The organism is Rufibacter tibetensis, from assembly GCF_001310085.1.
Taxonomy (GTDB): domain Bacteria; phylum Bacteroidota; class Bacteroidia; order Cytophagales; family Hymenobacteraceae; genus Nibribacter; species Nibribacter tibetensis.
In genome coordinates, this window is the sequence record NZ_CP012643.1 from 4101880 (window position 1) to 4114938 (window position 13059).

General features: G+C 45.4%; 10 protein-coding genes. All 10 read right to left on the reverse strand.

Annotation, left to right across the window (positions count from 1 at the left end):
- Positions 1 to 113: 113 nt before the first annotated feature.
- Positions 114 to 1763, reverse strand: coding sequence for a T9SS type B sorting domain-containing protein (locus DC20_RS16735; RefSeq protein WP_157593198.1), 1650 nt, complete (start codon positions 1761 to 1763; stop codon positions 114 to 116).
- Positions 1760 to 3265 (reverse strand): histidine ammonia-lyase, encoded by a 1506-nt coding sequence (hutH, locus tag DC20_RS16740; protein ID WP_062544879.1) that lies wholly within the window; start codon positions 3263 to 3265, stop codon positions 1760 to 1762. The genes DC20_RS16735 and hutH overlap by 4 nt, the downstream gene beginning before the upstream one ends.
- A complete protein-coding gene (gene hisS / locus DC20_RS16745; RefSeq protein ID WP_062544880.1) occupies positions 3265 to 4647 on the reverse strand; it encodes a histidine--tRNA ligase in 1383 nt (460 codons plus the stop codon). Before hisS ends, hutH begins: the two co-directional genes overlap by 1 nt.
- Positions 4648 to 4816: 169 nt before the next feature.
- Entirely contained in the window at positions 4817 to 5398 is a 582-nt protein-coding gene (locus tag DC20_RS23705; RefSeq protein WP_245652235.1) for an O-antigen ligase family protein, read from the reverse strand.
- A 655-nt stretch (positions 5399 to 6053) separates the two neighbouring features.
- Positions 6054 to 7172: a glycosyltransferase family 4 protein gene (locus DC20_RS16755; RefSeq protein WP_062544882.1), complete on the reverse strand. Its 1119-nt coding sequence runs from the start codon at positions 7170 to 7172 to the stop codon at positions 6054 to 6056.
- A gap of 76 nt (positions 7173 to 7248) precedes the next feature.
- Positions 7249 to 8370, reverse strand: coding sequence for a glycosyltransferase family 4 protein (locus DC20_RS16760; protein ID WP_071885488.1), 1122 nt, complete (start codon positions 8368 to 8370; stop codon positions 7249 to 7251).
- Entirely contained in the window at positions 8351 to 9661 is a 1311-nt protein-coding gene (locus DC20_RS23710) for an O-antigen ligase family protein (protein ID WP_062544883.1), read from the reverse strand. The genes DC20_RS16760 and DC20_RS23710 overlap by 20 nt, the downstream gene beginning before the upstream one ends.
- Positions 9658 to 10701: a glycosyltransferase family 2 protein gene (locus tag DC20_RS16770; RefSeq protein WP_083470359.1), complete on the reverse strand. Its 1044-nt coding sequence runs from the start codon at positions 10699 to 10701 to the stop codon at positions 9658 to 9660. The genes DC20_RS23710 and DC20_RS16770 overlap by 4 nt, the downstream gene beginning before the upstream one ends.
- 60 nt (positions 10702 to 10761) lie before the next feature.
- Complete coding sequence (locus tag DC20_RS16775; protein WP_062544885.1) at positions 10762 to 11631, reverse strand: glycosyltransferase family 2 protein; 870 nt, start codon at positions 11629 to 11631, stop codon at positions 10762 to 10764.
- Positions 11632 to 11753: 122 nt separating this feature from the next.
- Positions 11754 to 13046 carry an oligosaccharide flippase family protein gene (locus DC20_RS16780; protein ID WP_169788198.1) on the reverse strand — a complete coding sequence of 431 codons (1293 nt, stop codon included), beginning with the start codon at positions 13044 to 13046 and terminating at the stop codon, positions 11754 to 11756.
- Positions 13047 to 13059 lie beyond the last annotated feature (13 nt).

The window sequence follows — 13059 nt, forward strand, 5'->3', positions numbered from 1 at the left end:
AAGCACCTGCCAAGCACCGGTTTATAGAAGGAAAGTAAGTAGAAAAGGGGTACAAATCTAAACTGTGGCAAATGCGAATAGCAGCCCTTTTTACAAAAACAGCCCTGATATTCTTACCTGATTAGGGTGAAGGTTCCTTTCCTAGTGATGCGCTGCCCGTTGACGTCTAAAGCCTCAAACCGGTAGATGTAGGTTTCCGGGAGAGCAAGTTTGCCGCCGTGGGTTCCATCCCAGCCCGTTTTAGGGTCTTTGCTTTCAAAGATGATCTGGCCCCAGCGGTTCAGGACCTGCAACAGGTAACGAGAGGAAAACGGAGCGCCTACGGGGCGAAAAATATCATTCAGCCCATCCTGGTTGGGGGTGAAAGCAGTAGGGAAGTGGAACTGAAAGTCCTGATCTACAGAGGCGGTGTTAGAGTAACTCTGGTAAGGTGCGTTCAGTGCGGTGGTAACCAGCCGGTAGGTTAAGCGCTGGTACTTCTCCTGTGGGTTTACGTCAATGTAGCTTTGCCCGGTAACCGGCAGGCTCCAATAAACAGTGCCTTGTTCATCCAGGAGTTCCAGCGTCTGGGTTCCTATGCCAGAGGGAAAACCTTCGTAGGTGCTCCAACTTACCCGTACGCCGCCTTCTGGCTGCAATACAGCACTTAAAATGGCTGGGCAAACCGATGCACTGCTGGGAGAGACAAGCCGGCAAGAATCAGTATAGGCAACCTGGTAGCAAAAAGGAGAGGTTAAATTGCCCGGAGTGGCATCAATGGTATTTCTTGGCTGTTTATCTAAAATCTGGTTAAAAGCGCTTCCGTTTTGGCTTCTATACACCACCTGCTCCAGAAAGGTCTCCTGAGTTGGTACTACAGTCTGTAACGTGACCCTGTTCTGGATATCGAAGCTTGCTATTAGTAAAGGAGCGGCTGGGGGAGTGGTGCCCCTGGTTTCCACCTCAACAGGTAATGAGGCGCTTTGCGTGTTGTTTGGCAAAACTGCCAACAATTGGTAGGTGTACCGTCTTCCGCAGGCTACCTGCTGGTCTGTAAACGTGGTTTGGGAAGCCGGCAATGTCTGGTACACCTGACCGCCTCTGTGGACCTGGTAATTGACCACACTTCCGGGGCTTGCATTGGCGGTCCAGGTAAGTTGGTTCGTGCGGTTCCCGGCGGTTACCCGTAAGTCCTGGGCACACACCGTGGCTGAAACGATGGTCTCATTCTCAGTGCAGATGTTGGTGACGCGCAACCTGAAACAACCTGAGGTGAGTGAGGTGTTGAGGGTTTGTTGGCTTGAGCCCACCGGTACATTCCGCAGAGTGTCTACGGGGGTAAATGTGCCTGTCCCGGAGGAAACTCGTTCCACAATAAGATCATTGACAGCTGAGGAGTTTACCTGCACTTGAAGGCGGTTATTAGGCAAAAGGGTAAGCCTCTGGAATACTGGTGGCGAGGCTGGGGCTTTGGCCCTGACTACAAACGTAGTGAGGCATTGGTCAAACCCGTTGGCTAACTGCCGTACCTCATACCGGCCCGGTGCTGTGAACCGGTAGGGCAACGTGATCTGCTGATTGTTGATGTAGTAGAAAACGGCGAAAAGAGGGTCCCTGCTTCGGGCAGTGGTGTCTTCAAAGGTGACCGGCTCGTCCACGCAGATGAACCTGAGTGGGGTAGAGGCTGCCGGGGCTTTGGCGATAAAACAGTTGGTGCGGGTTTGCGACCAGGCACCCAAAGAGATGCCCATCCAAAAAAGCAGAAATGCCAACCGTTTTCTCACGCCATTAAATCTTCAAAAGGAAACTCCTGGATAAACTTTACACTCTTTTCAATGTCTGGCTGCAGCACCCGGTCCTGCTCCAGGGGTGAGACCTGAGTCCGGTACGCCGCTACTACTTTTTCCAGAACCGGAGACGTACGCAGCGGACGGCGGAACTCCAGGGCTTGTACCGCGGCCATCAGTTCAATGGCTAGAATCCGTTCTACATTCTGCACCACCTGGTACGCCTTGGTGGCCCCGTTTGCGCCCATGCTTACGTGGTCTTCCTGCCCGTTGGATGAAACAATGGAATCTACGCTGGCCGGAGTGCACAGTTGCTTATTCTGGCTAACGATGGAGGCGGCGGTGTATTGCGGAATCATGAAACCAGAATTCAGCCCGGGCTCTTGGATCAGGAACTGCGGCAAGCCACGCTGTCCTGAGATCAACTGGAACGTGCGTCGTTCTGAAATGCTGCCCCATTCTGCCAAGCCGATGCTCAGGAAATCCAGCGCCAAAGCAAGCGGTTGTCCATGGAAGTTGCCGCCAGAAAGCACCAGTTCTTCCTCCGCAAACACATTAGGGTTATCAGTAACAGAATTTATTTCGGTTGTGAAAACTTTCTCGGCGTATTCCAAGGCGTCTAAACTGGCGCCATGTACCTGAGGCACGCACCGGAAGGAGTAGGGGTCCTGCACCTGAGACTTTGGTTTTTGCTGTAACTCACTTTCAGAAAGCAAGTGGAGAATGCGGGCGGCGGTTTTCAGCTGTCCGGGATGCGGCCTTATCTGGTGGATCTCCGGAGAGAAAGGGGCGCTGAGTCCGTCAAACGCTTCCAGGGAAAGAGCTGCCAACACATCGGCTGCAGCCGAGATTTGACGGGCTTTTAGACAAATCAAAGTTCCGTAGGCAGCCATCATCTGGGTTCCGTTTAGCAGGGCCAGTCCTTCCTTGGCTTGTAACCGGATGGGCTCCCAACTGAAGATATCCAGAATTTCATTCCCTTTCAGCTTGAACTCCTGGAACCGCACTTCGCCCAAGCCAATCATTGGCAGGCAAAGGTGTGCTAACGGAGCCAAATCGCCGCTGGCCCCCAAAGAGCCTTGCTGGTAGACAATGGGGTACACGTCGCGGTTGAAGAAGGACAGCAGCCGTTGCACCGTGCTCAGCTGCACCCCACTGTACCCGTAACTTAGCGACTGCACCTTGAGGAACAGCATCAGTTTTACCACTTCGGCAGGCACTTCTTCGCCGGTACCGCAGGCGTGCGACATGACCAGGTTGCGTTGCAGGGTTTCCAGGTTCTCCGGGGAAATGGTGGTGTTGCACAGCGCCCCGAAGCCCGTGTTTATGCCATACACCGGACCCGGCGCTAGTTGCAAGTGCTGGTGCAGATAGGCATGGCTTCGGAGAATCCGTTGCTCTACTTCCTCTGAAAGCGACAGGGTGGCTTTGGTCTGCAAAACCTTCTTGATCTCCGGGAGGGAGAGTGGGGCCAGGGAAACGAGGTGCTGCCCGGCCATTAGTTTTGGGTGTTGCCTTTTAACACGTTCAAAATGTCCTGCACGGTCAACCGTTCCTGTACGCCGGTGCGCATGTTGCGCAGGTTCAGCAAACCGCTTTCCATTTCTTCTGAGCCGATTAACAGCACGTAGGGAATACTCTTCTGATCGGCGTAGGCCATTTGTTTTTTCAATTTAGCGGCTTCCGGGTACAACTCCGTGGAGATGCCCGCCTCCCGCAAAGCCTGTAGCACCGGCAAAGAGTAGCGCATAGAGGCTTCGTCAAAATTAGAGATAAGCACCTGCGTGATGGTCTGGCTGTCTTGCGGGAAAAGATTCAGTTCTTCCAAAACGTCAAAGATTCGGTCCACCCCGAAAGAGAAGCCCACCCCAGAAACGCCCGGCAGCCCGAACATGCCCGTCAGGTTATCATATCGGCCTCCGCCGCTGATGCTACCCATCTGGGCGTTGTTCACCTTCACTTCAAAAATACAGCCGGTGTAGTAGGAGAGACCACGTGCCAGGGTCACATCTAGCTGCACCTTGGCTTTGTGCACCGTAAAGCTTTCCAGGTAAGACAACATGCTGCGGATGTCTTTCAGGCCGCGCTGGCCTTCTTCAGAATCTTGCAGCAACGTGTCCAGTTGGGGCAGCAGATCCGCAATGTCGCCTGACAATCCTAGGATAGGCTTCAGTTTCACAAGTGATTCCTCCACAATGCCTTTCTGCCGCAGTTCTTCATTAACTGCGTCCTGCCCAATCTTGTCTAGTTTGTCAATGGCCACGCAAAGATCTGCCTCACGGCCTTTAGCACCAATGGCTTCAGCAATGCCCGCTAGCAGTCCGCGGTGGTTGAATTTGATGGTGAAATCATCCAGTCCTAGGGTGCTCAGCACTTCATCTATCATGAGAATGATTTCGGCTTCGCAGAGGAGGGAGTTGGTGCCTACCACATCGGCGTCACACTGGTAGAACTCCCGGTAGCGGCCCCGCTGCGGACGGTCGGCGCGCCAGACAGGTTGAATTTGGTACCGCTTGAAAGGAAAAGCGATCTCGTTACGGTTCATGACCACAAAACGGGCGAAAGGCACCGTTAAGTCATACCGAAGGGCTTTTTCTGAAATCTTGGGGGTAAGCGGTTTGTAGCCTTGCTCTATGTCTTGAGAAGAAATCTTGTTCAGGAAATCGCCTGAGTTCAGGACCTTGAAAATAAGTTGATCGCCTTCATCGCCGTACTTGCCAGTCAGTACCGACAGGTTTTCCATAGCGGGAGTCTCTAACGGCAGAAACCCGAATTTCTCAAAGGTGCGCTTGATAACGGAGAAGATATAGTTGCGTTTCACCACCGTAGCCGGCCCGAAATCACGGGTGCCCTTGGGGATGGATGGTTTGTCTTTGCTCATGAGTCTTTTTCTAACGCTGCGAAGATAGCAAAATCAGAAAAGAATCAGTCCTGGAAGAGGGAACCTTGGTTCAGAAGCTTTGAGGCAATTTACCTTAAATCAAGCCTAAACTACCATTCCCCTACTTTTGTGGATTAAATACCAAGATTTAGGAAAGCACCAAAGCCGCTTAGGCTACTGGTTCAAGATAACTGTTCGTCTTTTGACCTTTAGGTGCGAATAGCAAAAGAGAGGTAATGAATGAAAAAAGCAGGGTGCCGTCTCGTCTTTGAAGCAAGGATTCTGTCAGGCAGCAAAGGGCAAACACCGCCAGAAAGGAAAGAAGAATAAAGTTCTTCTGGTTATAGGCTTCTTTGAACAGAAAGTAAAAGATGAATAATAACGCCATAAGGCCTGCTAACCCAAGGGATACTCCCGCCATCAGGTACTGGTTATGGGCATCAAACCTGGAAGTAACTCCCTCCATGAAGTATTTTTCTCGATAGCTTACTACCAATGCTTCTTCGGAATCTCCCGGGGCAACACCAATTACCGGAGATTCCTTGATGAGTTCAATTGCAGAAAGCCACATCATTTTTCGTTGCAATACCCCCGCCCCTTGGGTGAATTTGGTTTTTAAATAAGGTACATTCTGGAAAATAAACCAACTAACTCCTGCGGTGACTGCAACTACAGATAAAAGGAGTAGGTATTTACGCGCCTTCCATGTTAAGTATACCGCAATTATCGCCAATACCAGAATAGTAGCCACTAAGGCAGTTCTTGAAGATAAAAGCGATAAAAAGGTAATATAAAATAACCAGAAGAATAGGTGAGCCAGGTAGGTGATTTTCTTCTCAGTGACTTTAGCGGTATACAGAAAATAGGTATGTATAAGTAAACAGACACTTATATACAAACTAAAATAGGGAGCATGGAATGAGATGTTTTGGGGGATAAAATAAGAGAAAAAGGTCCAGTCAAGTGTGCTGAATGAATGGAATTGCTCCGGTATCTTCTTCACGTATTCTAAAGCTGTAATGGTAGTAGCGTAGATAGATAAAAAAAAGCAACTGAGGCTAAAAAGCAGTAACGCATTTTGAACCTGTTTTACAGAAAGTCGCCTGTAAATAATCAATGGAAATAGCAAAAGGGTGCTCTGCAAAAGAATAAATCTCAATGATCCGCTTAGGTTTTCTGAATACAGCAGCGAAAACACACAAAGAGAAATATACCCTAGAATAGCTTTGAAGGAATGGGTCTTTAGAATAGAAAAGTCAAGGTTCCTATTCCTGATTATTTGTACTAAAAACCACCCCAAAAGAAGAAACAGAATGCCAGTTTTCAGGTTTAGCCGTAGTGGAAGAGCAACAGCGTACAGGTAGATCAGATAAATAAAAGCATCTTCCCAGAAGCTTGTCTTCCAATTAGAAATGGTGCTTGAGCTCCTCATATTTTTCCAAAACAAATTGCCGTACCTCTTCCTGGAATCTCTTCTGGTTAAACCGTTCTACAGATGCTCTGATGACATGTGGATCATAGTTTTCACTAATGCTCTCAAATTGATGAACCGCCTGAATAATAGCTTCCTTTTGTTGTTTGTAAAAGAATAGCCCAGAGGAAGGTGTAACGGTTTCGAGTACTCCTCCTTTTCCAAAAGCAATGACTGGCGTACCACAGGCCTGAGCCTCTACAGGAGAAATGCCAAAGTCTTCCTTAGCAGCGAAAACAAACGCCTTGGCTCTTTGCAGGTAATCCTTCAGAACCTCAAAGGGCTGGTACCCCATCAAGGTAATGTTTGAATTGGCAATGGCTTTCAGATGTTTGAGTTCCGGGCCTTCACCAATCACTATAAGTATCTTCTCCGGCATTTCATTGAAAGCCTCTACTAGTAAATCTATTCGTTTGTAAGGCACTAGTCGGGAAACGGTGAGATAGAAGTCTTCTCTGAGGGTATTAGCAATAGAGAAACTCTCCAGATCAACGGGGGGATAGATGACAGTGGACTCTCGGTTATAGTTCTTTTTTATTCTTCGGGAGATGTTTCGGGAATTAGAAATGAAGAAGTCTATTCGTTGAGCAGTGGCAAAATCCCACTTCCTGAAGTTGTGCAGCGTCAGCTTTGCGAATACTCCTATGATGCCTTTAGTTAACCCATTTTCATGGAGGTTTTGGTGGTATAGATCCCAGGCATACCGGGCAGGAGAATGGCAATAACAGATATGAAGTTGGTGGGCATGGGTGAGCACTCCCTTGGCTACCGCATGACTGCTGGATATAACCAGATCATACCCCGATACATCAAGCTGTTCAACTGCCAGTGGCATCAGGAACAGGTAATTCCGGTAATGTTTCTTGGCAAAAGGAAGCTGTTGGATGAACGTGGCGGTAACAGGTTTGTGGTGAATGTGCTTCCGCAGATGATCGGGCATAAAATCAATCACCGCATACAATTCGGCCTCTGGAAATATTTGCAAAAGCTGTTCAACTACCTTTTCTGACCCAGAGTAATCAACAAACCATTCATGTACTATCGCTACTTTCACTAAATCTTAATGGATTATTTGTTATAACCTGAATTTAAAGGTGTTATCTTGAAAGTAGACCTAAATGTAAGCCTGATTAATGGCTGGTCAGTAAATCATTGAACAGTTGAATGTGTTCGTTAGCCGAAGATTTCCAAGAGAACTTTTTAGACTGTACAATGCCTTTTTTCCTAAGTTCTTGCTGCAGCTTATCATCTTCTAAAACCTTTTCCAATTGGTGCTTGAGTTCCTCCGCATCTAGTGGATTGAAATATATAGCAGCAGTACCGCATACTTCTGGGAGACTGGCTGCTGTAGAAGCCAACACCGGACATCCGCACGCCATAGCCTCCAACGGGGGTAGTCCGAAACCTTCATACAAAGAAGGGAACACGAACAAAGATGCGCATTTATAGAAGAATGGCAAAAGGGCATCGGGTACAAAACCAGTGAATACTATCTGTCTCTCCAAGTCAGGTTCCTTCTGCAGCAGTTTAGCCAGTTCAGTGTCTGGCGTGATAAACACATCTTTCTTACCAACTATCACCAAACCATATTGTTTCTGCAGCCCAGTTGAAAGTTGTATATAGGCTTTAAGCAGCGTAAGCAGGTTTTTATGCGGCTTCACATTACCTACATACAGGATGTACCTCTTAGGAAGGTGGAAAAACTTGTTTCGAAGCGTTTTCTCTTCGCTTTCTGAAATACCGGCGGAAAACAGGGTATGGTCTACGCCATTGGAGATTTTCTTGACCTTCTCTTTGGGGCAATTTGTGTACTTTTCTATTTCCCTTTTAGAGAACTCTGACACTGTCACCACCTTATCTGAAAGTTTTACTGCGGCCTTCAATACCAGCATGGCATAAGTTTTTTGTTTGTAAGACAAGGTTTGCTTATAAGCCAGGTGGTAAGTGTCATGGATAGTCACCACCCGTTTTTCTGCCTTGATTGGTAGAAGCGGAATGTTGTAATGGGGAGACCAGAATACATCACAAGGTGGGATTTTAGTATAAAGTTCTACTTGTTCCTTAATAGAGTAAATGTCTGATGAGCAAATGATAATAGTTGCTGTTTCTTTCCAATGTGCTTCCTGTGCCTCTTTTTCCCTGCTTAATAAAGTAACCTCAAACTGCCTGGTGAGAAAAGGAATGAGTTGCCTCAGGTAGACGCCGATGCCGGAAGAGTGAAGCATTCGGGCATCAATGACTAAGTGCGGCATTATCGTTCTTTTTCAGGATCAGGCGTTGCGCCATTATCAGGCCAAACAAAATCCAATATAGGATAAAATTGATTCTCCCAATGAATGCTGAATTAAAAAACGATGCTGCGTAGAAGTACACACTAATGCCAATGAAGGCAAGGCATAAGTATCTCAAATGATCGTTTTTTGATTTGAAGTAAGCCTGCAGGACATAATAGAAGCAGAGGAAATAGAAGGTCACATAGAAGAAACCTAATAGTAATCCATTTTCTAGGAACAATTGAAACCAATACCCATCTGTGATAATGACCGTTTCAGGGTTGCTGCTTGGGCCTTGGGAGCCTATTCCAGAGCCTACCAAATAATGTTCCTTCAGGTAAGAAATAGAGTTTTCTATCATGCTAAAATGACCCTGGTCTGAGTGGATTGTACTCGCTTCTCTACTCGTGATTCTTTTCACTAGAAAAGAGTCTTTATAGAGATACCCCAAGAAAAGGATAGAGGATAAAAGAATGATAAAAGCGAATAAGAGTTTAAGGGTATACAGTAAGGTAAAACGCCCATAATTAAGAATCAGAATAACTCCTCCAGATAAAAAAATGCCTGCCAAAGTAGCCCTGGTAAACGTCATGATATTTGTGGTGAGTACGATTCCTACTATTAGTAAATACAGCCTTTTTTTATGGATGAGGTAATTGGAAAAGTAAAGGCAAAATAGAAGGAGGGTAAAGCTAGAGAAGATGATGGTATTTCCTACAAGTGCAGTTGGTCTTGTGATTTCCTGGTCATAAAACCGGAAGGCTCCTTCTCCTCTCAGCACCAGAAAAGAAAGGGGTAAATTAGAAGCAAAAAAGAATTGAAACATTGCATACAGGCACAACGCTAATCCAAGTCCCAGGAGGACGCGAACACTTTTTTGTACGTGCTTTTCTGATTGTATCAGCAGTGGCACATACAAGATGGGTAAGCAATACAGAAGGTTATTTCGCAGCCCTAGAATCCTTTCTCTGATTGGATTCTCGTCAATCAACATGATTTTACCCAAGGTAAATAGCAGCAGCAGAAACCAAAAGGCAGCAAAAAAAAGATATTCTCTGTTTACCTTTATTCTTGAAAAATAACGGAACAGAAGGGTTAGCACAGTATAAGTCAGAAGTAAACCAATTAGAAGGTCTACTATGATAGTACCAAGGCCTAAAGAGGTAAATGAAAGGAAATTGGTAATGAAGCCACTGAGTAAAAGAACAGTGATTAGGGCAAGTAGCAGCGTATAGGATATTGAAATCCTTGGGTTAAGGGTTGGCTTCATCTAATTAGGCACATTAGCCTTAACACCCGAAAGGCTCTTTTAAATTGGAATCTGCACAACCTAAGCAGGACAGAGCCCAACAAAATGGTGTACAGCTGCAAGGTTCTTTCGGGGTAGAATTTCCTGAAGAAGATGATTTTGCTTCTTATTCCGTGATAATCGGCTAAATCGCTTTTCTTCTTTCCTGTGGAACTGGACCCGATGGAGCTTCCTTCTTTGTGGTAAACTTTGCTTTCAGGTACATAGCCCAGGCGAAAACCTGCTTTCAGCCCCCGTTTGGCCCAGTCTAATTCTTCAAAGTAAAGAAAATATTCCTCGCTCAAGAGCCCTACTAGCTCTAAAAACTTTCTGCTGACAAATAAGGAGGCCCCCACCACATAATCCTGACTTGGATGTTCTATTTCGGTGGCCGGTGTGTCTTTCAGGCCTTCTGAAATATGACTGGTGGTAAAGGTAGTGAGGTTCAACTTCCCGCCTATGGCCTGAATAGTATCTGGTTTGTGGTAATACAAAAGTTTCGATCCCCAGATACCAATGTTCCGGCCCAACGTCAAATCTTCCTGTGCTTTTTGTACCAATTTGCTTAAGCTGTTGGGGACTACTACGGTGTCATTATTCAACAACCAGACATATTCAGGGGAGAAGTGACGTTGTGCATAAGCAATACCTATGTTGTTTCCGCCGGCAAATCCTAGGTTCTCTTTTACTTGAATAGTGGTAACCCATGCTTTTTCTTCAGATAGAGAGCCATTTGCCTCTTCATATATTACTTTTTTTAAAAAAGGGACCTTAATAATTGTTTTAGTCTTTGCTGCCTGTGCTTCAAGCCATAGGGTAAGTTTTTCAAGGGAAGAATCTGTGGAGTTGTTGTCCACTACCACTAAAGAAAATGCTTTGTACTCCAGCTTGAACAGACTTTCCAGGCACTCTATGGTGTCTTCATACCCATTGTAATTCAATAGAATGATACAAACCCAGGGTTGTTTCAAAGTAGGGTCATGCGTCACGCTATTTGGGTCAAGACGACTGAGTGAAGGCACAAGTTTTAGTTAAGGTGATCAATCAAAGTAGGAGATGGGTTCTGCTATAGATGGGCTGTTTTAATTCTGAAATTTACCAAAACTTTTGTTCCAGAAATCTTTTACTCCATAAACCATATATAAAAGCTTCTTTCCTTTCTCTTTCTCAAAGAAAATGATTCTCAGCAGATCCTTCCCCATGGCCTGGATTTCCCTTTTAAGGTATTCAGGAAAACGGCCTTTGTACAATCTTAGTACCTCCAACCGGTTTCTGGTAATGTAATACCTTCTTAAGGGAGAATGATTTGAAGCTGTGATACGGAACCCTAAGATAGAATGTAAGGTGATGTCCCCAACTCTATGGAACAGGATTGCTTTTGGAACTTGCAAGATGTTATACCCATGTGCTCTTAGTCGCAAACAATATTCATGGTCAACATAATCAATGAAAAATTTTGTTTTAAAGGGCCCCACCCGGGTATAAGCCTCTAAGTTCAGCAGGTTTCCTGAAGTCATGACTGTCTCCACTTGCTGAACATAATTGCTCAGGGCTACATGCTGGTTGTCCTTGTCCTGCTGGAATGGAGCCATTATTCCTATATTTTCATCGTGGTTGCCCACTAATCCTTCTCTCAACATAGGCAGCATACTCTCATGAGCTTTGCTGTCCTGGTCCATGGTAAGAAGCCAATGGTAATGATCTTTCAAAGCCATGGTAGCACCTTGGTTCAATGTAGCTGCAATCCCTACGTTGCCATAATTTTTGATATAATGAACCTTCGGGATTGTGGTCAACTGAGCCACAAGAAATGAGTTTGGGGTCTCAGAATTGTCAATACAATAAAGAACCGATATGTAAGGAAGATAAGAAGCAATATTGTCCAGGATATCTTCTTCTGGATTGTACAAGACAACAACCCCAGCGGTGTTCTCAGTTGTAGAGGTTGTCATTTTTACTTCAGGTTAAGCAAGAGGTACGGATGTGGTCTGGAAACAAAGAAGTAGAGTTTTGTGATGGGCACTTCTAAGTTACCTTCACTCGTGTGCTACTAAATTTGTCTGGCAAGGTCACATTAGGTTCCTTTTTTAAATAAGAGGCTGTAAACAGGGTTCTTCTTTTCTAATACCGTAAGCAGACTTACCGTAATAAAAACCTCAGTTAGGATAACTGTAATGCCTGTGCCTTGCGCAAGATAGAAATAGCTCAAAACAAAGTTAAGAAGTAAGTTCAGCAATGAGCCTAGCAGCAGGGTGGTCCGGTATGTTTCTTTATACCCGTAAATAAGCAGAAGCTGGTTTGAGGGAATATTCAGCGCCACAATAAAAGGAACGAAGCTTAAAAGCCTGATCAGATAATTAATTTCCTGTGTGTAGGTACCAGAAAAGTATTGGGTTAGTTCTTCTGAGAAGAAATTGATCCCCGAACACAGAAACATAATGCCTAAGGAAAAAGGAAGGTGGACGCGTAATGTAACTTCTATCAACTCCTTTTTGGTTTTAGAAACTAGATTGCACATAGAAGGATAAATGGCTTGAAAATACACCCCCAATAATTGGCGCACTGCATTCATCACTTTTTCGGCGACACTGTAATACCCGACTATCTGAACAGGGGCAAATAAACCTAATATTAAAATGTTAGAGTTAGTATACAGATTAACCGCAAAGTTGGAGACAAAGATGTCTTTCCCTTCTTTTAGATGATGTCTCACTTGGGTAATTGCAACTGGTTTGTATACCAGCCCATATTTACTTTTAACGAAGTAAAAGCTGGCTATTGCAGCCAGGATTGTACCAACGCCCAGGAAGAAGTTGACATAGATGTAATCTGTTGTCTCTGTGACGAAAAAGAAAATCAATAATAATGAAACTACTTTTGAAGCAGAGTTAACAAGCGTGATGTACTTCATGTCCTCTAAACCATGGAAAAGCCAGATGGGAAATAAGGCTTGCCCAATCACCATGGTGAATGAAAAGATATAGAGCAGGGGATTTGTGTCTGTTTCATCAAAAAGAGCAACAAACCCCGATAAAAACAGAAAGGTGAGTACTAACAGATAGATTTTGGTGGTGAGCACTTCGTTGTAGATAGCGCCAACTACCTTTTTGTTTTCCCTGTTTTGGGAAATCTCTTTCGTAGCCGTGATATAGAATCCGAAATCTGTGATGATATTCAGGTAGGAGATGATGGCTTGCGCCACAGCAACCCGGCCAAAATTTTCCAGACCTATGACCCGGACCAGGTAAGGAGAGAGCACCATGGGGATCAGGAAATTCAAAATCTGCAAGGAGCCTAATGAAGCTAAATTCTTCAGGATCCTGCCACTTATCAAGTCATTCCCGAAGGGTCGCTTTTTATTCAACAAAGCACGTTTTAAA

Excerpts from the sequence above, each read along its gene's own strand:
- DC20_RS16760 (WP_071885488.1), bottom strand. The coding sequence starts at position 8,370 with ATGCCGCACTTAGTCATTGATGCCCGAATGCTTCACTCTTCCGGCATC.
- DC20_RS16775 (WP_062544885.1), bottom strand. The coding sequence starts at position 11,631 with ATGACAACCTCTACAACTGAGAACACCGCTGGGGTTGTTGTCTTGTAC.
- hisS (WP_062544880.1), bottom strand. The coding sequence starts at position 4,647 with ATGAGCAAAGACAAACCATCCATCCCCAAGGGCACCCGTGATTTCGGG.
- hutH (WP_062544879.1), bottom strand. The coding sequence starts at position 3,265 with ATGGCCGGGCAGCACCTCGTTTCCCTGGCCCCACTCTCCCTCCCGGAG.
- DC20_RS23710 (WP_062544883.1), bottom strand. The coding sequence starts at position 9,661 with ATGAAGCCAACCCTTAACCCAAGGATTTCAATATCCTATACGCTGCTA.